22 protein-coding genes are annotated in these 22374 nt (G+C 67.7%); 9 read left to right on the top strand and 13 right to left on the bottom strand.

Going from position 1 to position 22374, the window contains the following annotated elements:
* A partial coding sequence (locus tag DPQ64_RS15040) for a threonyl-tRNA synthetase editing domain-containing protein (RefSeq protein WP_303645985.1) occupies positions 1-869 on the bottom strand: 869 nt, incomplete at its 3' end.
* 184 nt (positions 870-1053) lie between these two features.
* Here DPQ64_RS15040 and DPQ64_RS15045 point away from each other — a divergent pair.
* Entirely contained in the window at positions 1054-1938 is an 885-nt protein-coding gene (locus DPQ64_RS15045) for a homoserine kinase (protein ID WP_115865136.1), read from the top strand.
* 10 nt (positions 1939-1948) lie between these two features.
* On the opposite strand, the gene DPQ64_RS15050 is transcribed toward DPQ64_RS15045, so the two are convergent.
* The 3 genes from DPQ64_RS15050 to pdxS form a co-directional block, all read right to left on the bottom strand.
* Positions 1949-2704: a glucose 1-dehydrogenase gene (locus DPQ64_RS15050; RefSeq protein ID WP_115865137.1), complete on the bottom strand. Its 756-nt coding sequence runs from the start codon at positions 2702-2704 to the stop codon at positions 1949-1951.
* A 222-nt stretch (positions 2705-2926) separates the two neighbouring features.
* Positions 2927-3115, bottom strand: a complete 189-nt coding sequence (locus DPQ64_RS15055; protein WP_115865138.1) for a hypothetical protein — start codon at positions 3113-3115, stop codon at positions 2927-2929.
* A gap of 104 nt (positions 3116-3219) precedes the next feature.
* Entirely contained in the window at positions 3220-4128 is a 909-nt protein-coding gene (gene pdxS / locus DPQ64_RS15060; RefSeq protein WP_115865139.1) for a pyridoxal 5'-phosphate synthase lyase subunit PdxS, read from the bottom strand.
* 167 nt (positions 4129-4295) lie between these two features.
* Here pdxS and DPQ64_RS15065 point away from each other — a divergent pair, with 167 nt between their 5' ends.
* From DPQ64_RS15065 to DPQ64_RS15075, 3 genes are all read left to right on the top strand, one after another.
* Positions 4296-6116: a formate/nitrite transporter family protein gene (locus tag DPQ64_RS15065; RefSeq protein WP_115865140.1), complete on the top strand. Its 1821-nt coding sequence runs from the start codon at positions 4296-4298 to the stop codon at positions 6114-6116.
* A 119-nt stretch (positions 6117-6235) separates the two neighbouring features.
* Positions 6236-6949 carry a DUF1405 domain-containing protein gene (locus DPQ64_RS15070; RefSeq protein WP_115865141.1) on the top strand — a complete coding sequence of 238 codons (714 nt, stop codon included), beginning with the start codon at positions 6236-6238 and terminating at the stop codon, positions 6947-6949.
* 72 nt (positions 6950-7021) lie between these two features.
* Positions 7022-8239 carry an outer membrane protein assembly factor BamB family protein gene (locus DPQ64_RS15075; protein WP_115865142.1) on the top strand — a complete coding sequence of 406 codons (1218 nt, stop codon included), beginning with the start codon at positions 7022-7024 and terminating at the stop codon, positions 8237-8239.
* Positions 8240-8347: 108 nt separating this feature from the next.
* On the opposite strand, the gene DPQ64_RS15080 is transcribed toward DPQ64_RS15075, so the two are convergent.
* On the bottom strand, positions 8348-9274 hold the full coding sequence (locus tag DPQ64_RS15080; RefSeq protein ID WP_115865143.1) for an HFX_2341 family transcriptional regulator: 927 nt from the start codon (positions 9272-9274) through the stop codon (positions 8348-8350).
* A 686-nt stretch (positions 9275-9960) separates the two neighbouring features.
* On the opposite strand from DPQ64_RS15080, the gene DPQ64_RS15085 reads away from it, so the two are divergent.
* Both DPQ64_RS15085 and DPQ64_RS15090 read left to right on the top strand, forming a co-directional pair.
* The gene (locus DPQ64_RS15085; RefSeq protein ID WP_115865144.1) at positions 9961-10413 is read left to right on the top strand and encodes a DUF2240 family protein; all 453 of its coding nucleotides are present in this window, start codon (positions 9961-9963) and stop codon (positions 10411-10413) included.
* Between the two features lie 43 nt (positions 10414-10456).
* Positions 10457-10861: a hypothetical protein gene (locus DPQ64_RS15090; protein WP_115865145.1), complete on the top strand. Its 405-nt coding sequence runs from the start codon at positions 10457-10459 to the stop codon at positions 10859-10861.
* 272 nt (positions 10862-11133) lie between these two features.
* On the opposite strand, the gene DPQ64_RS15095 is transcribed toward DPQ64_RS15090, so the two are convergent.
* The 4 genes from DPQ64_RS15095 to DPQ64_RS15110 all read right to left on the bottom strand — a co-directional run bounded on the left by DPQ64_RS15095 (position 11134) and on the right by DPQ64_RS15110 (position 14263).
* Positions 11134-11790 carry an HAD family hydrolase gene (locus DPQ64_RS15095; protein WP_115865146.1) on the bottom strand — a complete coding sequence of 219 codons (657 nt, stop codon included), beginning with the start codon at positions 11788-11790 and terminating at the stop codon, positions 11134-11136.
* Positions 11791-12079: 289 nt separating this feature from the next.
* Positions 12080-12283: a hypothetical protein gene (locus tag DPQ64_RS15100; RefSeq protein ID WP_115865147.1), complete on the bottom strand. Its 204-nt coding sequence runs from the start codon at positions 12281-12283 to the stop codon at positions 12080-12082.
* A gap of 141 nt (positions 12284-12424) precedes the next feature.
* A complete protein-coding gene (mptA, locus tag DPQ64_RS15105) occupies positions 12425-13354 on the bottom strand; it encodes a GTP cyclohydrolase MptA (RefSeq protein ID WP_115865148.1) in 930 nt (309 codons plus the stop codon).
* 87 nt (positions 13355-13441) lie between these two features.
* Positions 13442-14263 carry an NAD(+)/NADH kinase gene (locus tag DPQ64_RS15110; protein WP_115865149.1) on the bottom strand — a complete coding sequence of 274 codons (822 nt, stop codon included), beginning with the start codon at positions 14261-14263 and terminating at the stop codon, positions 13442-13444.
* A gap of 116 nt (positions 14264-14379) precedes the next feature.
* Between DPQ64_RS15110 and DPQ64_RS15115 the strand changes: the two genes are divergently transcribed.
* Entirely contained in the window at positions 14380-15921 is a 1542-nt protein-coding gene (locus DPQ64_RS15115) for a KaiC domain-containing protein (protein ID WP_115865150.1), read from the top strand.
* Positions 15922-15985: 64 nt separating this feature from the next.
* On the opposite strand, the gene DPQ64_RS15120 is transcribed toward DPQ64_RS15115, so the two are convergent.
* Entirely contained in the window at positions 15986-16414 is a 429-nt protein-coding gene (locus tag DPQ64_RS15120) for a universal stress protein (protein ID WP_115865151.1), read from the bottom strand.
* A gap of 69 nt (positions 16415-16483) precedes the next feature.
* Positions 16484-18472 (bottom strand): ATP-binding protein, encoded by a 1989-nt coding sequence (locus tag DPQ64_RS15125; protein ID WP_115865152.1) that lies wholly within the window; start codon positions 18470-18472, stop codon positions 16484-16486.
* Between the two features lie 81 nt (positions 18473-18553).
* On the opposite strand from DPQ64_RS15125, the gene DPQ64_RS15130 reads away from it, so the two are divergent.
* Positions 18554-18904, top strand: a complete 351-nt coding sequence (locus tag DPQ64_RS15130; RefSeq protein ID WP_115865153.1) for a DUF7113 family protein — start codon at positions 18554-18556, stop codon at positions 18902-18904.
* A gap of 585 nt (positions 18905-19489) precedes the next feature.
* Here the strand turns inward: DPQ64_RS15130 and DPQ64_RS15135 are convergent.
* Complete coding sequence (locus DPQ64_RS15135) at positions 19490-20746, bottom strand: DNA double-strand break repair nuclease NurA (RefSeq protein ID WP_115865154.1); 1257 nt, start codon at positions 20744-20746, stop codon at positions 19490-19492.
* Between the two features lie 209 nt (positions 20747-20955).
* Here DPQ64_RS15135 and DPQ64_RS15140 point away from each other — a divergent pair, with 209 nt between their 5' ends.
* The gene (locus DPQ64_RS15140; RefSeq protein ID WP_115865155.1) at positions 20956-21615 is read left to right on the top strand and encodes a MogA/MoaB family molybdenum cofactor biosynthesis protein; all 660 of its coding nucleotides are present in this window, start codon (positions 20956-20958) and stop codon (positions 21613-21615) included.
* Positions 21616-21652: 37 nt separating this feature from the next.
* On the opposite strand, the gene DPQ64_RS15145 is transcribed toward DPQ64_RS15140, so the two are convergent.
* Positions 21653-22276, bottom strand: a complete 624-nt coding sequence (locus DPQ64_RS15145; protein ID WP_115865156.1) for an NUDIX hydrolase — start codon at positions 22274-22276, stop codon at positions 21653-21655.
* Between the last annotated feature and the right edge of the window lie 98 nt (positions 22277-22374).

The following is a 22374-nucleotide window of genomic DNA, read 5'->3' on the forward strand; positions in this document are numbered from 1 at the left end:
GCTCGGCGGCCGCGCCCGACCGCCGGACCGACCGGCATCGCACCCTCCGCGACCGCGAGGTGGGCGACGCGCTCGGCGAGCAGGTCGGTCATCAGTTTTCCGCGCGGAAACCACCGAAGTCGGTCGGTCCTGTCGCTAGTAGTTTCGTCGGCATCGCCGCTTGCGACCTCGTCGGCCAGTCCGTGCTCGCGGAGCAGTTCGACGGGCAGCGAGCGCTCGCTTGGCTCGGGTCGCCCGTTCTCTCTCGCCGCGTCGACGAGTGCGCGCAGGCCGTCGCCGACGCGGTCGGCTATCGTCGCGTCGCCAGCGTTGTCGTCGCCGATCTCGCCGCCATCGACGACCTCGCCGTCCGGGAAGATCACCGCGAACCCGCTCTCGGTGCGGCGGTCGCTCTCGCGCTCGACACTGCCGCGGTCGGGACCCACCCGCCGGGCGACCTCCGAGAGCGGGTGGCCCTTCCACGACGCGTCGACCGAGGTGTACCGGTCGAGCGGCGCGCGCAGGACCTCGAGGTCGGCGAGTGCGTCGTGGATTCCCCGGAGGGCGGTCCGGGCCGCGTCGCTGTCTGCGGGGTCGTCGCTCAGGCTGGCCGCGGGGTAGAGCGCGACTCGCCGGACGCCCAATCGGTCGGCCAGCCCCCGGACTTCGGCGGCGGCGTTCTCGACCGTGGCGTCGAGGTCGACGGCGTCCGTCCGCTCGACCGCGACGAACGCGACCACGCACTCGTCCATCCGTCCCGCGGTCGACGCGTCCGCGGATTCCTCGCCGTCGGGTTCGCCCTCGCTCGCGTCAGAGGCTTCGTTCTCGGCCTCGGCGGCCCCGCTGGCCTCGAACGCGAAGCGGTCGGCGTGGACGAACAGCAGGCGCATGGACCGATACATCGGCCCGCGGGCCAAAAGGATGTCGAGGAGTCGAGAGCGGAGCGATGATTCGGGGACGGCTCGGGAATTGGGACGCCGAATAGCGAAACCGGTCCGGTTCCGAACCGTCCGCGGGTACACCGCGGGAGTGGTCCCCGGAGGGTTTTTGCTCGCGCCTTCACAACCCACGTATATGCTAACGGTGCGGGCTCCGGCGACGAGTGCGAACCTCGGGAGCGGCTTCGACGTGTTCGGCGTGGCGCTGACCCATCCCGCGGACGTGGTGCGGGTCGAGCGCGCCGAGGAGACCACCATCGAGGTGACCGGCGCGGGCGAGGACTTCATCCCGACCGACCCCGAGAAGAACACGGCGGGCGTGGTGGCCCGCGAACTCGACGCCCCGGCCACCATCCACATCGACAAAGGGGTCCGGCCCTCCTCGGGACTCGGCTCGTCGGCGGCCAGCGCCGCGGGTGCCGCGGTCGCGCTGAACGAGTTGTACGACTGCGGGCTCTCCCGCGAGGAACTGGTCCGCGTCGCGGCCGAGGGCGAGGCGGTCGTCTCGGGCGACGCCCACGCCGACAACGTCGCACCCTCCATCCTCGGCGGCTTCACAGTCGTCACCGACGATGGCGTGACGACGGTCGACGCCAGCCTGCCGGTCGTGGTCTGTCTGCCCGAGACGGTGGTGTCGACCCACGACGCCCGCGGCGTGGTCCCCGACTCGATGGCGATGGACGACGTGGTCGAGACGGTCGGCAACGCATCGACGCTGGTCGCGGGGATGTGTCGCGACGACCCGGCGCTCGTCGGCCGCGGCCTGACCGATCCGGTCGTCACGCCGGCGCGCTCTGCGCTGGTGGACGGCTACGACGCGGTGGCGGAGGCCGCACGCGACGCGGGCGCGACCGGCGTGACCATCTCGGGTGCGGGCCCGTCGGTGCTCGCGATCTGCCGGAGCCAGTCGCGGCGGCGCGCGGTCGCCGCGGCGATGGTCGGCGCGTTCGGCGACGAGGGAATCGAGGCCCGGGCGTACCGGACCGAGATCGGAGGCGGCGCGGAGGTTTTCCGGTCGTAGCTCTCGCGATTCACAGCGCCATGTACCCGCCGTCGATCGGGTAGGCGTTGCCGGTGACGAACGACGCTTCCTCCGAGCAGAGCCACACCACGGCGTTGGCGACCTCCTCGGGCGTGCCCATCCGGCCGAGCGGCTGCATCCCGACGAACTGCTCTATCTGGTCGGCGTTGTCCGCGGCCGAGCGGTCGACCATCGGCGTGTCGATGACTCCCGGGCAGACCGCGTTGACCCGAACGTCGGCCCGAGCGTACTCTGACGCAGCCACGCGCGTCAGGCCGATGATGCCGTGCTTGCTGGCGACGTACGGCGTCGGCCCCGCGGCCGAGAGCCCGGCGATGGACGACGTGTTCACGATAGCGCCACCGTCGTCGGCCATCGCCCGGAGTTCGTACTTCATGCACAGCCAGATGCCCTTCAGGTTAATGTCGACGACCCGATCCCAGTTGTCCTCGGTCTGTTGGTCGAACCGCTCGTCGTCGCCCTCGATGCCCGCGTTGTTGTGGGCCACGTCTACGCTCCCGTAGGTGTCGACGGCCGCCTGAACCATCGCCTCGACCGCCTCGGGGTCGCTCACGTCGGTTTCGACGAACGTGGCGGTGCCGCCGGCCGACTCGATGCGGTCGACGGTCTCGCGCCCGCCCTCGGTCAGCACGTCCGCGACGACGACGTTCGCGCCTTCCTCGGCGAACCGTTCGGCCGTCTTCGCGCCGATTCCGGACGCCGCGCCGGTCACGATTGCTGTCTTGTCGGTGAGGTCGTACGACATGCCCGAAGCTACCACCCAAACCACCATGTAGGCCGGCGTCGATTCCCGCGCGTCGAAAACGGAAACGGTAGTCGTGGCGGGACGGTGACGGGTTCGGCTGCGGATGTCGAAGGAATCCGCGGGCGATAGCAAGGAAGTCGTCCTGCGAGCGCGGTCGCGGACGCGACCGCGCTCGCACGCCGCGCCCGCAACTGCGCTGGAAAGACCCGCCCGCGGAGCGGATTAGTCGTCGTCCTGCTCGTTCGCCCACTTCAGGAACTTCGGCGTGAGCACGACTTCCACGACCGCGAGTCCCAACACGAGCCACCGGATGGTTCCTTCGAGGAAGGCGAACGCGACGAACACGAGTATCGCGGCACTGCTGAAGGCCATTCCGTAGCGCAAGACCGGATTATCAGAGTTCGAGTCCATAGCAATGTCAATTGAGTATTACTGTTTAATAGCTTTCATGTGGGTTCGCAGCGACCGCTGTTCGACTCGGTTTCGAGAAAACGGCGTTTATCCGCGTGTACTGTTCAGTTCCCGCGGCCCTGTAACTTCTCGTCCTCGGGCAGGTCGGCGTTGGCCTCGCCCTTCATGCCCGAGCCGATGTCCTTGCTGATGTCGGCGAGCCGTTCGGGGTCGTCCCAGTTGTTCGTCGCCGCCACGATGGCGTCGGCCATCTCCTCGGGGTCCTCTGCGCCGAAGATGCCCGAGCCGACGAAGATGCCGTCGCAGCCGTGGTGCATCATCAGCGCGGCGTCTGCGGGGGTGGCGATACCGCCAGCCGCGAAGTTGACCACCGGGAGCCGGCCCGCCTCGGCCGTCTCGTGGACCAGCGGAGCGGGCGCTTCGATCTCGCGGGCGAACGCCTCGCGCTCCTCGTGGGTCATCCCCTCGGTCTTCCGGATCGCGCCCTTGATGGCACGCTGGTGGTGGACAGCCTGATTCACGTCACCCGTGCCCGCCTCGCCCTTGGTGCGGATCATCGCCGCGCCCTCCTCGATGCGGCGCAGCGCCTCGCCGAGGTTGCGCGCGCCGCAGACGAACGGCGAGGTGAACTCGCGCTTGTCGATGTGGTAGCGGTCGTCCGCCGGGGTGAGCACTTCCGACTCGTCGATCATGTCCACGCCCACGGCTTCGAGGATCTGGGCCTCCTTGGTGTGGCCGATGCGGGACTTGCCCATCACCGGGATCGACACCTCGTCGACGATGGCCTCGACGTCGGCGGGGTCGGCCATCCGCGCGACGCCGCCGCGCTTGCGGATGTCCGCTGGGACGGCTTCCAGCGCCATCACCGCGACGGCACCCGCGTCTTCGGCGATCCGGGCCTGCTCCCGATTCACCACGTCCATGATGACCCCACCTTTCTGCATCTGCGCGAACCCTCGCTTGACGAGTTCGCTCCCTCGCTTGAGTTCCTCGATGTCTGTCGCTTCGGCCATACCTGAGGTTTCGAGGGGAGCGGTTAATGCGTACCGATTGTCCTGAACGTTGCCGGGGTCGTCCGGTTCGACGCTCGGCCGGACCGTCTACTGGACTCCGTCGTGGGTGACCCGTAGTGGAACTCGGATGCCAAACGATTAGTCCCTCGTGGAAGACAGTTCCGACGATGAGCGACTCCGACGCTGATGTCCCCGACCCGGAGGAGTCGGTCCGAGAGGCCGTCGAACGCTCCCGGAGTGGCGCGCCGGCGGTCGGCTCGGTCGTCCGCGACCGGTTCTCCTCGGACGAGATCTTCCAGCGGATCATCGCGGCTGCCGACGAGGAGATCACCTCGAGCAGCCGCGAGTTGTTCTTCAGCGCGCTCGCGGCCGGGTTCGCGATCACCATCACGTTCATGCTGTACGTCTCGCTGACCGTCTCGACCGGCGGCGACCCGGTGTTGAGCGCGCTGCTGTACCCGCTCGGGTTCATCTACATCATCATCGGCGGCTACCAGCTGTACACCGAGAACACGCTCCCGCCGGTCGCGCTGACGCTCGAACGGCTCGCGAGCATCCCGGCGCTCCTGCGCAACTGGGCGGTCGTGCTTGCCGGCAACTTCGTCGGCGGAGCATTCGGCGCGGCCGCGCTCGCGTTCGGCGGCGTGCTCTCGCCCGAAGCCGCCGCCGTCGCGGCCGACCTCGGTCACAAGGGCGTCGAAACTGGATGGTGGAGCCTGTTCGCGAAGGCCGCGTTCGCCGGGCTCATCGTGGCGGGGGTCGTCTGGGTCGAGTACGCCGCGCGGGACACCATCTCCCGGCTCGCCGTGGTGTACATCGCATTCCTGTCGATCCCGCTCGGCAACCTCTATCACTCCGTGGTCTCGTTCACGGAGATGACGTATCTGGTGCTGCTCGGCGACCTCGCGCTCGCGGTCGGGATGGTCGAGTTCGTCCTCCCGGTCCTGCTGGGCAACACCCTCGGCGGCGTCCTGCTCGTCACCGTGGTCAACTACTTCCAGACGACCGAACACCGGCTCGAGTCCGCCCGCTTCGAGGGCGCACAACGTCAGCTCTCGATCCGGGAGTGGCTGCTGGGCGGGCTCGCCGGGCGCTCGTACGTCCCGCTGGTCGACACCGGCGAGGGGACCGAACTCGACCACCCCGGCGGCCACCGGGTCGTCGTGCCGATCTCGAACCCCCGCGCCGAGACCAACCTCGTGGAACTGGCGTGTACGCTCGCCAGCCGGGAGGAGGGCGCGAGCGTTCACATCGTCCACGTCGTCCAGATGCCCAAGCGAATGCCGCGGGGCTACAACGCCGACCGGACCGAGCGCATCGTCGACACCTCGGACGCACAGATGGAGGGCCTGCGCGGGATCGCGGGAAGCTACGACGTCGATTGCGAGACCTCGACGGTCGTCTCCCACCGCTCGTTCGAGGAGATATTCAATATCGCCGAGCGCGAGCGCGCCGACGTGGTCGTGATGGGCTGGGGAGAAGACCGGCTGTGGTCGGCCGGTCGGGCCGAGCGCCCCATCGACGAACTCGCCAGCCGACTGCCGGCCGACTTCCTCGTGTTCAAAGACCGCGGATTCGACGTTTCGCGCGTCCTCCTCCCGGTCGCTGACAACGCCCACGCCGACCTGAACGCCGAGGTCGCGCGTGCGCTCCAGCGGGCCGCCGGGACGGCGGTCACGCTGATGCGGGTCGTCGACGGCTCCGACGAGCGCGAGGCGGGCGAGCAGTTCCTCGCCGACTGGGCCGCCGACCACGGCCTCGAAGACGCGGCGCGCGTGGTCGACGACACGGGTGACGTCGAGCGAGCGATCTCGCGGGAGGCGGACGACCACACGCTGTTGCTGGTCGGCGCGACCGAGCAGGGACTGCTCGCGCGGCTCGTGACCGGGTCGCTGCACTTCGACGTGCTCGACCGCATCGACACCTCGCTGCTGCTGGCCGAGCGAGCGACCGACCGCAGCCTCTTCGAGCGACTGTTCGGCCGATAGCACGTATCGGCCCAGCATGGGGTCGACGGGGAGCCGCCGCGGCGCGAGACTGCCGAAGTGCAGACTCGCCCCGGTGCGAGACCGCCAAAGCTTTGCGCCGGAGGCGAGAGCGCTTCCACATGTCGTTGCCGAGTCGCGCGGCTCTGCCGCGGTACGTCGCCCCGCTGCCCGAGCGACTGGAGGACCTCGCGCTGCGGTACGCGTGGGTCATCGTCACCGTCAACCTCGCGGGCACCGCGTTCGGCTTCTGGTACTACGGGTTCCACCCGCTGCCGCTCTCGACGCCGCTCATCACGTGGCAGTTCGCGGCCGAACCGCCCGTCATGTGGCCGTTCGTGCCCGACAGCCCGATGGCGACCCTGTTCATCGCAGGCAGCCTCGCGCTCTGGAAACTGGGCCGGAACTCCGAGGTACTCAACGCGCTCGCGTTCTTCGGCTGTCTCAAACTCGGGCTCTGGACGCCGTTCACCCTGCTCGCGTTCATGGACGGGTTCTCGCACAACTCCGTGCTGATGTACAACTTCCTGTTCTGGAGCCACCTCGGCATGGTCGCCGAGGCGTTCGTCATCCATCGCTACAGCGACTTCCCGGTCGGCGCGGTGTTCGTCGCCGTGGTCTGGTACGGGCTCAACGACGTGGTGGACTACTTCGTCCCCATCGTCGGCACGCCCCACCACACCACGCTTCCCGGACAGGAGGTGCTCGCGAACGGCTTCTCACACCCGTCGCCGACCCACGAGATCGCGGCCGCCGGGGCTGTCGTGATTACGTTCGCGGCGATCTTCCTGGCGCTCGCGACCCGGGTGAAGAAACTGGAGGCCGACGGTCGATAGAAGCTTCGGCAGGCACGCTGCAGCGCGACGCCGACGAAATCCTTTTCCTCGGACGCTTCCATCCAAAAATCGATGCCCTCCACCACGCTCTCCCGGCGCGATTTCCTCGCGGCCGGCGCGACGCTCGGCGCGACCGCCGCGGCGGGCTGCACCGGCTCGAACGCCGTTCCGGACGCCCAGCGCTGGCCCCAGTTCGGCTTCGACGCGACCAACGCCGCCCACAACCCCGACGCCGAGGGGCCGCGCGAGGAGCCTCGCGTGGCGTGGGCCCACGCCGGCGGAAGCTACTACCGCAACTCGACTCAGCCCGTGGTCGGCGACGCGGTGTACGCCAACACCGCGTACGACGGCCTGTACGCGCTCGCTCCCGCAGACGGGTCCGTCCGGTGGCACGACTCGACTGGCTACAAGGCGCTCACGCCCGCGCTGGCCGACGACACGCTCGCGCTCCCGCACCGCGACGGGGTCCGGGCGGTCGCGGCCGGCGGCGGGTTCCGCGCGCTCGGCCGGTCGGTCGGGTACGGGCGCTGGCGCACCGATCTCACCTATCCCGAGTCGTCTCCAACGGTCGCCGACGCCGTCCTCCTCGCCGGCATCGGGATGGCGGGCCACTCGTCGGGCGGCGGTCGCGTGACCGCGGTCGACCTCGACGACGGGAGCGTCAGGTGGGAGTTCCCGGTCGCAACGTCGGTCTGGGGCGCGCCCGCGGTCGCGGACGGCACCGTCTACGCCGCGGCCCGCGACGACGACGAGCGCGACCCCGACACGCAGGGGACCGTCCACGCCATCGACCTCGCGGACGGCGAGGAGGTGTGGTCGCGCGCGCTGGGCGAGTCCCCGCGGTTCAATCCCGTCGGCGCGCCGGTCGCGGGCGACGATCTGGTCTACGTGCCGACCGGGACCGGTCCGCTCGTCGCGCTGGAGATGGAAACGGGTGTGGAAGCGTGGCGACTCGACCCGCCCGACGGCGTGCAGGCCTCGCCCGCGCTCGCCGACGGGGTTCTCTACGTCGCTTGCCTCGACGGGACGCTCCGGGCGGTCGACGCCGCGACCGGCGAGGAGGAGTGGACCGCGAAGGGCGAGAAGTACTACGGCGGCCCGACTGTCGGCGAACGCGGCGTCTACGCGGTCGGCACCGACGGCGAGCTAACGTCGTGGACCCACGACGGTCGAGAGCGCTGGCGAGTCCGGATCGACCCGCCGGTGAGCGGGTCGCCGGTGCCCGCGGACGGCCGACTGTTCGTCGGGACCGGCGACGGATTGCTGTACGGGCTCGAAGACTCGGCATAGCCGCGTTGTCGAGGTGGGTATCACCTAAGTCGGGTCGAGGTGACGAAAGCACCGCAGGTTTCGTCTCAGTTCCGGTTGCGTCGTCCTGCTCACAGTTCGAGGCCGACACTACGTTTCGGCCTCGCTGTCCGCGTGCGCTCGGACCCAGAGTTCCCCGATGCGGGAGAGCCGCGTCCGGTGTGACTTCCCGCGCTCCTCCTGCTCGATGTACCCCTTGCCGCCCGGTCCCAGCCGGTCGACGTTATAGATGACCTTCGACCGGAAGCTGTCGGTGTACTCCTCGCCGAGTTCGCGAGCGAGCGCCTTCGCGAGTTCCGACACCGACTCGAACTCGCCGTCCTCGCCGAGCTTGAACAGGATGACCTCCTCGAAGGGCTTGACGTTCGAGAACAACGCGACCGGGAGTTCCACGATGTGGCTGCCGTCGATCTCCTTCGCGCCGATGGTGGTCCCGCGCTCGTCGAACTCCGCGAGCAGGTCCCGGGCGCTGTCGAGGCGCTCGTCGACGCGGTCGGCGTGGTCGTCACCGGCGTCGCCGGGGTCCTCGTCGAGTTCACCGCGGAGGTCTTCGAGCAGGTCAACTTGCGTGCGGAGCTCCTCGGCGAGTTCGGTTTCGAGGTACTTCTCCGGGGCGGTGTAGTAGGTGTGGATCTTCTCGCGGTCGGCCTCGCGCTCGACCATCACGGAGTGGGCCGCGGTGGCGAACGCGAAGCTGACGGTCCGGGGCATCGCGGAGATGTTGACCCAGACCTCCCTGTCCGCGTCCAACTCGGCGTTGATGAGGTCGTAGGCCTGCTCGAACGCGGCGTCGTAGTCGTACACGTCCGCGACCACCACGCGCTCGGTCGAGGCTCCGAGCAGGTTCCGGAAGTCCTGTTCGAGCTTCTGGGTCAGGTTCCGCGAGTACTCGACGTTGGCCTCGCTCCCGACCGCGCCTTCGAGCAGGATGACCCGGTCGACGTTCAACTGGTCGCGCACGAGCGGCGCGATGAGCCGGTCGTAGTCGAACCCGACCGGAACGACGTGGGTTTGCATACGCCCACCTTGCGGTGACGAGGGGTTAAACCCAACCGTTCGCTGGGCTCCGGACCGGTGTGGTGTGCATCCGAGTGGTCCACTCAGACGCTCGCCCTGATTCCCACCGTCGGCGCGCGCTGGTTCGTCCTCCACCCCGGCGCGCGCTGGCGCGCTCCTCGTGAGCGCGCCCATGCGTGCGAGGGACGAGTCGCGCAAGGAGGAGCGTAGCGACGACTGAGCAACGCAGGAGGCTGGGGAGGTCTGAGGCTCGCGCTCGGTGCCACTGTCCACCGGGATGTGCTCGACCGACCAGCTGATTGTTTGGGTGGATGAAAGGGGCCGCCAGCTCGCGAGCCGCAGGCCCGTGGTCGTCTCAGCGCGGCCACTATTCGCGGCTCGGGCGGTGCGGAGTGAGCCGCGAATATCCCGCTGAGCGACCGCGAGCGGGCGGGGGCTTTCTAACCGGTTGTTGCAATGCCTGTCGTAACCAAGACAGCTCTGTCCGTCGGATCGGCGAGAACCGTAACCGAAACGACAGTAGCATCAGTGACAGCAACAGCCACAGCGACTGCCTGTACACTTGAGTCTCGGAGAACCGCACCCGCAACAACAACTGTACCCGCGACGACAACCGCGAAGACAGACACTTCCGAACCGAGACGAACCGCCACCTTTACGCGGATTACCCACACCACTCGAATCGAATGTCCCTCCGAAGCGCAGTCGCCGCCCCGTTCCAGCAGAAGGGCAAGGAGTCGATGCCCGAGAGCGAGTACGTGGTCGCACTGTCGCTCGACCGCGACTGGTTCTCGCCCGATCAGGCCGAGCGCCTCGTCACCGTCGCGACCAGTCAGGGCCTGCTCGCGCACGAGGACGGCGAGGTCGTCGCCGAGTTCGAGCCGGGCGATGTCGACGTGCCCGAGGACTTCGTCCCGGACGAGTCCATCCTGCAGGAGCAGTCGACCTTCGAGAAGGTGCTCGACAAGGTGGTCTCGGCGGGCACCGACAAGCAGACCGCGGTGGCCGAGATCAACGACCTCCAGAGTCGCCTCGGCGTGACCATCGAGGCCGCCGCGGTGGTGTACGCCCGCCGTCGAGGCATCGACGCAAGCGCGGAGGCCGCCGAGGCCCGCGAGGAACTGAAAGCCGAAGGCTAACCGAAAGCCGAAGGCTGATTCCGTCGCGGCCGGAACGTTCGGTATGGTCGAGGACCGAACCACCGACGGCACGCGCATCGCCCAACTGCTCTCCTCGGAGGTGTCGGGCCGCGAGGACTCCGGCCTCGACGCGCTCGACGTGGCGAACGCCGACCCCGACGTGGAGCCGTCCGAGGACGGCGAACTGGCGTACGAGGTCGTTCGTGACGAACGCGACGCGGACTCGGACGCACTGGCCGAGGTGTACGTCCAGCCCGAGCGCATCCGCGTCGAGTTCCGCGAGGGCGTCGACGCCGCGGCCGAAGCTGCCGAGGCGGTGGGTCTGCGCGTGCGCCCGAAGGCGGTTCGGCCCCCGCGAACGCTGGTGTTCGTCGAGGACGGCGGAGAGGTCAAGCGCGCGACGGACGTGGTCGTGGCGGTTCTGGAGGAGAAGGATTTAGAGAAGTAATCGGGTTAGAGCACCCAAGTTCTCGAAAGCCCTCGGCGCGCTCTCCGACAACCGAACAGCACCCAAGTTCTCGAAAGCCCTCGGCGCGCTCGACCGGCCGGGACTCGCTGCGCTCCTCGGCTTTCGGCCTGCGGTGCTTACTTCGTCCGGGCCGGGTCGAGCGCGCTTCGCCCTTTCATCCGCCAGGGGAGCAACTGGTTCACCGGTCGAAACTGACAGCTGATTCACCTGCCGAAACCGGCGGACGGTCGGACACATCGCCTGAAAACAATTTACAACTGCGAGACGATTCCCGGCAGGTCGGTCGCCAGTGCGTCGCGCTCGACGTACGCGTCCGCGTCGGGATGGCGGTCCGGGCCGCCCTCGAAGACGACCTGCACGGCGTGCATGCCGACGTTCTTCGCGCCCTCCACGTCGGCCTCCGGGTCGTCGCCCACGTAGACGGCTTCCTCAGCCGCAACGCCGAGGTCGTCGAGCACCGCGCGGAACGCCCGCTCGTCGGGCTTGCCCGCCTCGATGTGGCCGGTGATCACGACCGCGTCGAAGGCGTCGACCCAGTCGAAGCGGTCGAGCTTGCTCTGCTGTGCGTCGCCCGGCCCGTTGGTGAGCAACCCGAGCGCGTAGTGCTCGCGGAGGTCCGCGAGCAGGCCGGGCACGCTCTCGACTGCCACCAGCGAGTCGGCGACCTTCTCGCGGTAGGCGTCGGCCAGCGCCTCGGGCGCGACCGCCGAGTCCTCGCCCAGCAGCTCGGCGAAGATGGGAATCCGGGTGTCGCTGTCGAGGTGCCGCGAGTGGGCCTCCAGATACGCCTCGCGGGACATGTCGGGCGCGCCCACCGCCGCAGTAGCGTCGTCGAGCACCTCCTGACGCGGGCGGTCCGGGACGGTCAGCGTGTAGTCGAAGTCGAAGACGACGGCAGAGACGGTCACGGGTCGGGCTTGGGCCGACGACCTCTTCATACCTGCGGGAGTGACTCTGTCTTCGGCGCGGGCGACGGTCCGGACAGCAGGGCTCGGAGAAGCGCGATTGACCACGGGCGTCAGCAGGTGACGAAATCAACTCCCTGGCGGACTGAAAGGGCGAGACGCGTTCAGTTCAGTCGCCGAGGAACCCCTATCCGTCGCAACTACGTCCGTCGGATATGTTCCTCAGCGACCGCGAACGCGCCGAGGGCTTTCGAGGACCTGTTCGTTGTTCCAGTCAGCGGCTTCACTACGATTAGAACCGCATCACGTCATCATCGTCGAGGTCACTGGGGTCGACAGCCCCCTCGTCACTCCCGCGCTCGACGGTCGCGGCGCACTGCGCGCAGAGCCCCCGCGCCTCGACCCAGTGGTCCTCGCACGCGAGGGTGCCGCAGTTGGGACACGAGTGCTCGGCTTCGTTGCTCTCGCAGATCTGACAGAGCCCGGTGACGCTCATGGTTCGTATCGTTCTCGTAATCGGACTTGGAGTCGTATGAGTGTGTGGGCAAATAGCACGGCATTCGAAACGAGTCGGTCGGGCCCCGAGAGTGAACCAATCGGAAGTCGGAATCGCGACTCATCGAAAAACGAGCGCCGGTCAGTTCTCGGCCAGCGCCTCTCGCAGCGACCCCATCTCCGCGACGCGCTCGGCGTGAGCATTATGTTGATGAATCGACTCGTCGTTGCTCTGCTTCATCGTCACCACGGCGTCGTCGGGCAGGTCCGGGAACGTCGTGACCACGCCTTTGGCCATGTCGCGCACGCAGTCCTCGACGAACTTGGCGTTCGCGTGGGCCTCGAAGGTCATGTGGTCCTCGTCGGGGCGCTTGGCGAGGTTGTAGATGCGAGCGCTCATCGAGTCGCGGGCAGTAGCGATGAGTTCGTCGAGGTTCACCTCGGGCGCGCCCCCGCTCTCGACCGTGAGGGTGGCGTGCCCGCGCTGGGAGTGGCCCGCCTGCGGGACCTCCTGCAGGAACTCCTCGACCTCCTGTTCGCCCACGCCCAACTCCGCTAGCTTCTCGCGGGCGGTCGCGCTCATCATCCCTTGCGAACAGGGACACACTGTCATCCCGGTGACGCGCGCGCCGATCTCCTCGCGGGTCCCCTCCTCGGTCGCGGTCGCACCGGCGATGATGTCGGCGGTGGCCTGCGTCGGGCGGTCGCTCGCGGGCGTGCGGTCTTTCAGCATGTACTCGGCCTCCATCCGGACCTCGGCCTTCGTGGTGTAGTCGTGCTTCTCGAGCAGGCGCTCGGCGGCCTCGCCGCAGACGTCTTCGACGCGGTAGGTGGGTTCGCTCACCGCGTCTTCGAGGATCTCGTCGACGACCTCCATGTTGCGGCTCATGTCCGCGCCCTTCCGCCAGCCCGGCAGGTCGACCAGCACCTCGAACTCCGCGGTCAGCACGATGGGTCGCTTGTCGGTCCGGGCGAGTTCGACCAGCTTCTTGACGCCCGTCACGCCGACGCGGTTGAGACCGACGCTCACGTCGGGCTCGGACGCCTGCACGTCCGGCAGTTGCTCGTCCATTGTCCCGTTCTAGCGAGTCAGCGGGATTAGGACTTTCCTTTCCGGAAGAACTGCGGGGCGAGTTCGGCCCAGCGTCGACCCAACACGTCAGTCCAGCTTCCCGAGCGCCTCGAAGAAGTCACTGGCGGGCTCGGCGATGCGGGTCGGCTCCTCGGCCGCCCGGACGGTCACTCGCTCGGGCATCTCGAAGCGCTTGCGGGTGCTGTCGCTACTGACGTAGCCGAAGTCGGCTCCGCGGACCCGAATCTCGACCTCGGCGTCGTCGCGCGCGACCAGCGCCGGCATCGACTCGGCGGCGCTCATCTCCGTGACGACCAGCGCGTCCACGTCGGGGTGGACCAGCGGCCCGCCCTCACTCAGGTTGTAGGCGGTGCTTCCGGTCGGCGTCGACACCAGCAGGCCGTCAGCGTGGCCGGTGTCGAATTCGTGCCCGTCGACCCGGACCTCGTAGTCGAGCCCGCGTCCGTGGCCGCGCTGGGGCCCCTGGACCACGATCTCGTTTATCGCCGGGTGGAGGCTCCAGTCGCCCTCGCCCACGGCTCGGACGCGGGGCACCTCCCGGCAGGGAATCGTGTCAGTCTCTCGATACCCGGCGACCACCGCCGCGACCGTCTCGACGGCGTCGTCCGGCGGGACGGCGTTCAGGAAGCCGACCTCGCCGAGGTTGACCCCGAGGATCGGGGTGGCCGCCGCGCCGCGCGCCGCGAACAGGAAGGTGCCGTCACCCCCGATGGAGACCACGAGGTCGCAGGCGTCCATCTCGTCGACCGGGTAGCCGTCCGCTCCGAGTCGGTCGGCGGTCTCGGCGTCCAACCGGACCGTCACCTCGCTCGGCAACCTGTCGCTGATGCGCGCGGCGAGCGAGGCGGCCCGTTCGTTGCCCTTCTGGGCGACGATGCCGACGTTCATCGTCGGTGATTCTCGCCGGGCCGCCAAAAGTCCGCCGACGCGCCGGCGAGAAACATTGAAATGCGGGCGGTCCGAGACACCGGACGTGTACCGCGCCCGTCCCGGAGGTCGAGACCATGTCGGATGACGACTGGTTCGAGCGCGCGCTCCGCGAGGACGAGGAGGAGTCCGACGACGGTGCGCAATCGGACGCGGATTCGCCGAGTTCCGACTCCGACTCGTCGGCTTCGGAACCCGGTTCACCGTCTTCGGACTCCGATTCGTCGGCTTCGATCCCGGACTCGTTAACTTCGGACCCCCATTCGGCGGGGACAGCCGACGGTGAGGACGACTTCGAGGCGGACTTCGGGGAGTTGGCCGACGACGAGTCGGCGTTTGGCGAGTCGGGCGGCGACGCGGCATTCGGCGGGGGTGACGCGGACGGCGAGACTGATCTGGCCGACGAGACCGAACCGAATGACGCGACCGAACCGAATGACGCGACCGAGCCGAACGACCCCGCGAACCCCCCGGGCGAGGAGTCGGACGACTCCTCGCCCGGGGGGTTCGCGGACGCCGCTCCTTACGGCACCGACGACCGAAGCCAGTCGAGCGGTCGCGACGGGCAGGACGACGCTGGCGGGGTCGGCTCGTCGGAGGGTCAGGAGCGCTCGGACGACGCCGACGGGGACCTCTTCGAGGACGACTTCGCCAGCGCCTTCGAGAACGCGCCCGGCGGCGGTGGTCCTGCGAGCGGTGGCGGCTCTGCAAGTGGGTTCGGTGGCGGTGACGGGGAATTCGGTGGTGGCAGTGAGGAGTTCGGTGGGGGTAGCGGCGGAGCGTTCGGCGCTGGCAACGACTTCGGCGGCGGTGGTGACGGACAGTTCGGCATGGGATCGGGCGACGATTTCGGCGGCGGCTTCGGCGACTCCGGGGAGTCGTTCGACGAGGACTTCGACGACGAGGAGTTCGAGTCGTCGATCCCGCGCATCGATATCGGCATCGAGGGGCTCGACAGCATGATCCAAGGGGGCGTCCCCGAGCGCTCGCTGATGACCACCATCGGTTCGGCCGGGACCGGCAAGACCACCTTCGGACTCCAGTTCCTCCACGAGGCACTCGAACAGGGCGAGAACGCCGTGTTCATCACGCTGGAGGAGAGCCACGAGCGCATCGTCAACACCGCCACCGAGAAGGGCTGGAACTTCGACGACTACGTCGAGGAGGGTCAGCTCGCGGTCATCGACCTCGACCCCATCGAGATGGCCAACAGCCTCACCTCCATCCGCAACGACCTTCCGCGACTGATCGAGGCGTTCGGCGCGACCCGGCTGGTGCTCGACTCGGTGTCGCTGCTGGAGATGATGTACGACGACCAGGCCACCCGGCGAAACGAGGTGTACGACTTCACCAAGAGCCTGAAGCAGGCGGGCGTGACCACGATGCTCACCAGCGAGGCGAGCCAGGACACGCCGTACGCCTCCCGGCACGGCATCATCGAGTATCTCGTGGACGCGGTGTTCGTCCTGCAGTACATCCGGTCGGGCGACGACTTCCGGGAGACCAGACTGGCGGTCGAGATCCAGAAGATTCGGGACGCCAACCACTCCCGGGAGATCAAGCCGTACGCCATCACGAACGAGGGCATCAGCGTCTATCGGCAAGCCAACATATTTTGACGGCTGCGAACGGCGTTACGATTCGCCGTCTGTCGGAACGGAAGTAGACCGGACTCTGGTTCGGTCACCGCACGACCGTCACCGGCACCGTCGCGCGCCGGACGACCGTCTCGGCCACGCTCCCGAGCAGGATGCGAGAGACGCCCGAGCGACCGTGGCTGCCCATCACGATCTGGTCGAAGTCGTGCTCCTCGGCGTACTCCACGATGGTCCGGGCGGGCCTGCCCATCTCGTGAGCACTGGCGAGTTCGATCCCGAACTCGTCGGCTTTCGCCTGTGCGTCCTCGAACAGCGCCTCGCTCTGCTCGGTCGCGTTCTGGTACCACTCCTCGGACCCGCCGGGCATCCCAACCGGCGCGCTGTACCCCGCGTCGATGGGGTCGATCACGTTGAGGACGGTGATGTCGGCGTCGCTGAACTCCTCGAAGGCGTAGTCGAGCGCGTCGTCGGACTGGGGCGATCCGTCGATGGGAACGAGTATGTTCTTCGTCATGGTCGAAGGTAGGTTCGCCGTTCGTTTAATACTTCAGGCAATTCCCGCGAGGTGAGACCTTCGAACCGCTCAGTCCCGACCGTGCTTGGTCACGCACTTCGAGAGGCCGATGATCTCGACCGGCTCGGAGTTGTCCGGCGAGTAGACCACCATCTGGCCCTTCTCCATGTACGGCACCTTCCCCTCCAGCTCCGCCGGGATGTTGACCGCCTTGATGGCGTCCTCGTCGCCGAGGTTGAGTACGACCGTGGTGTTAACCTGCTTGAACACCGCGTCGTGGATGTCCTGTGGGTCCTGCGTGATGAGGAAGAGACCGAGTCGCTCCTTGCGGCCCTGCTTGGCGGCCTCGGTGAACTTCCCGATGACCTTCCGGGCCTGCACGCTCTCGGCGTCGGTGAGGAAGTTGTGGGCCTCGTCCATCCCGACTATGAGAGGCGTTTCCTTGATTCGTTGGTAGAAGGGATCGTTGGACAGTTTTTCCTCCACGAGTAAACTCGAAAGTGCTAACACCACGACTTCAGAGGCGCGAGAATTGTTAATATGATAGGTTGGTACGACTGTTAACTGTCCGGGCTTGACGAACGACTTTATCTGATCGGTGATAGGCTTCGCATCTTGGTCGAACACTTGACGAAACGCCCATGTGTCCGTCTTCCTACGAACTGCGTCGTAGGTTGCTTCGTGTACCTGTCCACTATCGTTTAATTCCTCACGAAGTGCCGGGTCATCAAGGAAGTTAAGGAACTTCTCATACGTCGTGGTGTCGTATTCACCGAAGAACCGACGGACGAGATGTTGTAATGCATGGTATTGGTTTTCGCTGTCACTAAGTGACCCACCAGCGATGAGCCAAGGCCGAGTTCTAACCATCGAGAACGGGATGGTGAACTCGACCTGCTCGGCGCGGTGGTGGTCAGCCGCGTAACTGCCCTTTCCAACCTTCGGCACGAACGCGACGGTGTCGTCGTGGCCGCCGCAGGCGACGCCCTCGGACTCCCACCGCCGCTTGTCCTCGCGGGTCACGTCCGGGTTGTCGTCGTGCATCTGGGCGTACTCGTCCTGCGGGTCGAACTGGACGACCGCGGCCCGACGCTCCGCGCCGTCCTCCATCTCGTAGCGGCGCTCCTCGGCGAGGAACTGCCGGAGCACGTTCTTCGCGCCGTGGGTCTTCCCGGAGCCGGTGCCCCCGGCGACGAGCGTGTGGCGGAAGACGAGCGGATCGCCGTCCTCGTAGTCGTCCTTGAGCCGGTAGTCGATGGTCGGCGGTTCGGCCGCTGTGCGGACCTTCTCACCGCCCACGGAGAGGTGGCCGAGGAACACCCCGTTCTCGGGCATCTTCAGCCCGGTCTTGATCTCGGCCTTGTCGTCTGCCTCGCGGACGACCGACTTGGGCTTCGGGACGCGGTCGGTCATCCGGCGCTTGAGTTCGGCGTCTGCACCCTCGCCGTCTCGCGGCTCGCCGCCGCTCGACTCTTCCGAGGCGCTCTGCGCCTCGCTGTCCTCGTACAGCACCGCGACCGGCTCCAGATCCGCCAGCAGCTTGTAGTCGGCCTCCTCGATGTCGTCGCGGCGCATCGCGCGCCGGGCGTGGATTTCGGTCGCGTCGTCCACGCGGTACTCCTGGCGGTACTCCAGCGCGGCCACCTTGCAGAACAGCTTCTCGCCGTCGGGGTAGGGCACCAGCAGGTACTTGCCAACGCGCACGTCCTCGCGGTTGTCCGCGGTCACGTACGCCTGTAGGTGCGTGTCGTCGTCGCGCTCGCCGATGCGGAGCCCATCGGCCGCCGAGAGGGTGCCGATCCCCCGGTCGCTGCCCGCCGGGTCGGTGGCCATCGCGTCGAACCGGTCGTCGTCGGGCGCGCGCGCGTACCACCCCGATCCCGGCTCGAAGTCGCCCACGTCCGGGTCGGTCGCGGCGGAGTCGCGCGACTCCGCCGCGACCGACCCGGAGCCGTCAGCATCGTCAGCGCTATCGGCATGGTCGGGGTCGAGGTCGGCGTCGGAATCGCTCGCGCCGTCGTCCGCGTCGGACCTACTGAAGTCGCCGAGGTCGGTCATGTCCCGGGCAATGAGCGCATCCGACAAACAGGTTTCCCTCTAACGCGTCCCTTTTACCTCCGCGTCTCCTACCACCGGTCCATGCTACTCATCCGTGGCGAAGGCGGGGGCACCACCCTGACGGGCACGCTGTACGAGCGGGGGGAGCGAGCGCCGCGGTTCAAGGGCGCGCCCGACGAGGACGCCCCGTACGTCTGGGTCTGCGACGAGTTCTACGCGGTCGAGAGCGGCGGGACCGTCCAGAAGGTCGACGGCGAGGAGGTCAACGTCGCCTTCGAGTCGCCGATGCCCCGCGGCTTCGACACCAAAGAGCAGGCCCTCGACGCCGCGGACGAGCACGTCCGGACCCAGTTCGCCCGTATCGGCGTCGACGCCGAGGACGTGGAGATCACGGTCGAGAAGCAGGACGTCGAGGCCGCGGAGCCGCAGTGAGATAGCTTTCGTCAGACAGTCGAGTTTTTCGAGGTTTGACGCAGTGAAGATACTGTCCAGTAAGAGGTATCGACGAGAGGTCTGCGAGAGAGGTCTCGAAAGCCCCCGCCCGCTCGCTAGACCCTTTGGCCAGTCTCCTCACACCAGCGACAATTGTGAACGAGAACATTTTGAAAGCCCCCGCTCGCTCGCGGTCGCTGTGCGGGATATCTCGCGGGCGCAGAACTGCGCCCGCGAGATAGTAGCCACGCACAGGCGACCAAGTAGAACGCGAGCGAGCGGCCCCTTTCAGTCCACCCCGACTGATGAATAATGAGCCGAGCGCGTCCCGGTGGACCGTCGCACTGAGCGGGCCCCGAAACGTACCTACCGGCTCGCCGTCGCTAATCGACGTTTCGTTGCGCCCAGAACGGCGTAGCCGTGTGCGGAACGCGTACGCCGAGCGAAGCGAGGCGTTTCACCGACGGCGAGGCCGAAGGCCGAGTCGTCGGCCTTTTTCATCGACGTTTTTCGAGGAGTGGTTCGCGCCGGTTCGGCCGCGGACGGCCGAACCGGCGCGACCCCGACGAAGAAAAAGGTCGTCGTTCAGTAGTCCCGACCCCACCGCACCGCGTTGTAGTTCTCGTCGAGTTCGGTGTCCAGCGACTGCTCGAACGACTTGACGAGCGAGTCGGCGCTCCCGAGGTCGATGGCCGCGAGTTCGTCGGCCTTCGCGACCGCGCGGGGCGGCCCGCGCTGGAGCGCGACCTCGGTCAGGATTTGGCGCTCGATCCGCTCGCGGGTGTCGGAGTCCTTGGTGAACGCGTACGGTGATTCGACCTTGAACACGAGGTCCCGGCGCGGGTCGTAGACGATGCAGAACGTCACGCGGTACTGGTCGGGGTCGAGATCGTGGTCGAGGTGGCGGTTGTCCGACTCGCCGAAGAAGCGGTCCATCCCCGCGTACGACACGAACCAGTTCGTCAGGGTGAGTTCGTCGGTCAGCCGCTCGAACTCGCCGTCGACGAGTTCGCGTCGTTCGAGCAGGTGGGCGAACAGGCCCGCGTCGTGGGCCCAGGGAACCGGGCCGAAGTCCTTCTGGCGCTTGAGCGTCCGGACGATGGACTTCGCCGAGACGTTCTTGACGAATCCCGCGAACGGCCGGCCCCGGTCGACGAACGTCTCGACCAGTTCGACGTAGTTGTCGAGAATGCGCGCGACGTGGTCCGACTCCTCGAACAGGTCGGTCAGCACCGAACTCCGGTAGTACCACCGCAGAACGCCCTTCGGATAGATAGGACCGTCGAGGAGGAGGAAGTCCTCCACCGCGTCGGCGTGTTCGAGGGCGTGACTGCTCTCGGCGAGGTAGAGCGCGAGCGCGTGGACAACGTCCTCCTCGTACTGGTTCTGCGGGAGGTGGGTGTGGACGATCCGACGCCGACTCCCCTCGTCGTACGACTCCCACTCGGTGCCGAAGTCCGTCGAGGTGTCGTTCGAGTGGAGCGCCTTCACCACGGTCCGGCGGTCGTGGAGCTCCAGATCCGACGGCGTGGCGCTCATCGCGGCGTGGGCCACGTCGAGCACCAGCCCGTTCTTGAACGGCTTGGGGTTGAGCGTCCCCGCGTCGACGCCGTGGGTCGTCGGAAACGGGGCGTCTTCGAGCGCGACCTCCTCGGCGGGCACACGGCGACGCGACAGTTCGTCCAGCGGCTCGACGACGACGTCGCCGTCAGCGCGGAGCGGGTCGAGGAAGTGCTCCCAGACTGTCTCGGCGGCGTCCCGGTGGTCCTCGTCCTCGGCGTCGTAGTCGATGCGGTCGGCCAACCCCGCGATGCCGTCGAAGTGCACCGGGTCGAGGGTCATGGACGGGGATTCTCGCGGTCCCCGAAAAAGGGTTGGGTTCGGTCGCGTCCGGGCACTTCGCTCTCCCGTTCAACCGCTCGCCTCCGTTCGACCGCTCGCCTCCGTTCAACCGCTCGCCTCGACCTCGCTCGAACGGCCCCCTCGGGAACGATAGTCCGGCTGAAACGTCGCGGCGTTGATTTAAGTTGCTGTCGCACAAATACGGGGGTATGGTCGATTTCCAATCCCGCGACACGCGCCGCCGACGCGACGACGGGGACGAGGACGAAGCGCCCGACCCCGAGGAGTCCGGGACCACCACGGAACCGGGCCGCGACGAGGGCGGCGACCACGGCGGGGACGAGCACGGCCACGACCCCGAAACCGGCCACGACCATCACGCCCACGACGTGGACTCGCTCGGCGTAGCGGTCGTCACCGTCTCGTCGTCTCGGAGCCTCTCCGACGACCCCTCGGGCGACGCGGTGGTCGCGGGGCTAGAGGAGGCGGGCCACCTGGTCGTGAGCCGGGACCTCGTCGCCGACGACTTCGACGGCGTCCAGAGTTCCGTGAACGCGCTGGTGAGCCGGGACGACGTGGACGCGGTGGTGACGACCGGCGGGACAGGCGTGACCCCCGACGACGTCACCATCGAAGCGGTGACGCGGCTGTTCGACAAGGAACTGCCGGGCTTCGGCGAACTGTTCCGACTGCTCTCGCACGACGAGATCGGCACGAAGGTCGTCGGCACGCGCGCGACTGCGGGCGTCGCCGACGGCGCGGTCGTCTTCTGTCTCCCGGGAAGCGAGAACGCCGCCAAGTTGGGCGTCGAAGAGATCATCGTCGAGGAGGCGGGCCACCTCGCGGGGCTGGCGAGTCGGGACGAGTAGGACGGCGAGACGGGACGAGTAGAATCCGCAGTTCTTCTCAGTAGGGGCCGGCCGGCGGCGTGTGGTCGGGCGACAGGTCCCGGCGCATCGCGATCTCGAACCACGGGCAGAGACGGAGCTGGCGGTACCACTCGGGATGCTCGTGGAGGCGCTCGTAGGGCATCCACAGCAGGCCCGCGACCTCCTCCTCGTCGGGGTCGAGCGACAGGTCCTCAAGCGTCAGCTTCAGCACGGCACAGACCTCGTACTCGACGCCCGCGTTCTCGAAGTAGCGCTTGTACTCGAACCGGTCGGTGACTCGCAGGTCGTCGTACTGGTCGGGCGTGACGCCCAGTTCCTCTTCGAGACGCTGGCGGGTGGCCTCCTCCTGAGACTGGCCCTCTACGGGGTGAGAGGCCACCGTGCCGTCCCACCACGTACCCCAGAGGCGCTTGCCCGGCGCGCGCTGGGCCAGCAAGATGTTGCCGTCGCCGTCGAACACCAGCGCGGTGAACGCCCGGTGGCGGATGCCGTCGCCTGTGTGGGCGTCGAGGCGGTTGGCGACGCCCTGCTTCTCGTCGTTCTCGTCGACGGTGACGACGTGCTGGCGGGCGTTCTCGTGGCGGTCCTCGGAGGCGGCCGTGCTGGCGTCCGCGGCCGCATCGTCGGCGTCAGTGCTCATTGTGGTCGAATTGCAGGGGCCGGGTGAAACCGTCTTCGATACGATTCGGTAGGTGGTCGATGTGGCTGCTGATGCGGTCACGGTTGTGTCTGCGGTCG

Origin of the sequence: Halorussus litoreus (genome assembly GCF_003382685.1) — an archaeon.
Lineage (GTDB): Archaea > Halobacteriota > Halobacteria > Halobacteriales > Haladaptataceae > Halorussus > Halorussus litoreus.

What these genes read in the sequence shown, in the direction of transcription:
- mptA (WP_115865148.1), bottom strand. Translation starts at nt 13,354, where the DNA reads ATGGACGAGCAACTGCCGGACGTGCAGGCGTCCGAGCCCGACGTGAGC.
- DPQ64_RS15080 (WP_115865143.1), bottom strand. Translation starts at nt 9,274, where the DNA reads ATGCAAACCCACGTCGTTCCGGTCGGGTTCGACTACGACCGGCTCATC.
- DPQ64_RS15120 (WP_115865151.1), bottom strand. Translation starts at nt 16,414, where the DNA reads ATGACGAAGAACATACTCGTTCCCATCGACGGATCGCCCCAGTCCGAC.
- DPQ64_RS15065 (WP_115865140.1), top strand. Translation starts at nt 4,296, where the DNA reads ATGAGCGACTCCGACGCTGATGTCCCCGACCCGGAGGAGTCGGTCCGA.
- DPQ64_RS15110 (WP_115865149.1), bottom strand. Translation starts at nt 14,263, where the DNA reads ATGAACGTCGGCATCGTCGCCCAGAAGGGCAACGAACGGGCCGCCTCG.
- DPQ64_RS15085 (WP_115865144.1), top strand. Translation starts at nt 9,961, where the DNA reads ATGTCCCTCCGAAGCGCAGTCGCCGCCCCGTTCCAGCAGAAGGGCAAG.
- DPQ64_RS15045 (WP_115865136.1), top strand. Translation starts at nt 1,054, where the DNA reads ATGCTAACGGTGCGGGCTCCGGCGACGAGTGCGAACCTCGGGAGCGGC.
- DPQ64_RS15145 (WP_115865156.1), bottom strand. Translation starts at nt 22,276, where the DNA reads ATGAGCACTGACGCCGACGATGCGGCCGCGGACGCCAGCACGGCCGCC.
- DPQ64_RS15115 (WP_115865150.1), top strand. Translation starts at nt 14,380, where the DNA reads ATGTCGGATGACGACTGGTTCGAGCGCGCGCTCCGCGAGGACGAGGAG.
- DPQ64_RS15125 (WP_115865152.1), bottom strand. Translation starts at nt 18,472, where the DNA reads ATGACCGACCTCGGCGACTTCAGTAGGTCCGACGCGGACGACGGCGCG.
- DPQ64_RS15090 (WP_115865145.1), top strand. Translation starts at nt 10,457, where the DNA reads ATGGTCGAGGACCGAACCACCGACGGCACGCGCATCGCCCAACTGCTC.
- DPQ64_RS15140 (WP_115865155.1), top strand. Translation starts at nt 20,956, where the DNA reads ATGGTCGATTTCCAATCCCGCGACACGCGCCGCCGACGCGACGACGGG.
- DPQ64_RS15075 (WP_115865142.1), top strand. Translation starts at nt 7,022, where the DNA reads ATGCCCTCCACCACGCTCTCCCGGCGCGATTTCCTCGCGGCCGGCGCG.
- DPQ64_RS15070 (WP_115865141.1), top strand. Translation starts at nt 6,236, where the DNA reads ATGTCGTTGCCGAGTCGCGCGGCTCTGCCGCGGTACGTCGCCCCGCTG.
- DPQ64_RS15055 (WP_115865138.1), bottom strand. Translation starts at nt 3,115, where the DNA reads ATGGACTCGAACTCTGATAATCCGGTCTTGCGCTACGGAATGGCCTTC.
- DPQ64_RS15130 (WP_115865153.1), top strand. Translation starts at nt 18,554, where the DNA reads ATGCTACTCATCCGTGGCGAAGGCGGGGGCACCACCCTGACGGGCACG.
- DPQ64_RS15100 (WP_115865147.1), bottom strand. Translation starts at nt 12,283, where the DNA reads ATGAGCGTCACCGGGCTCTGTCAGATCTGCGAGAGCAACGAAGCCGAG.
- DPQ64_RS15135 (WP_115865154.1), bottom strand. Translation starts at nt 20,746, where the DNA reads ATGACCCTCGACCCGGTGCACTTCGACGGCATCGCGGGGTTGGCCGAC.
- pdxS (WP_115865139.1), bottom strand. Translation starts at nt 4,128, where the DNA reads ATGGCCGAAGCGACAGACATCGAGGAACTCAAGCGAGGGAGCGAACTC.
- DPQ64_RS15050 (WP_115865137.1), bottom strand. Translation starts at nt 2,704, where the DNA reads ATGTCGTACGACCTCACCGACAAGACAGCAATCGTGACCGGCGCGGCG.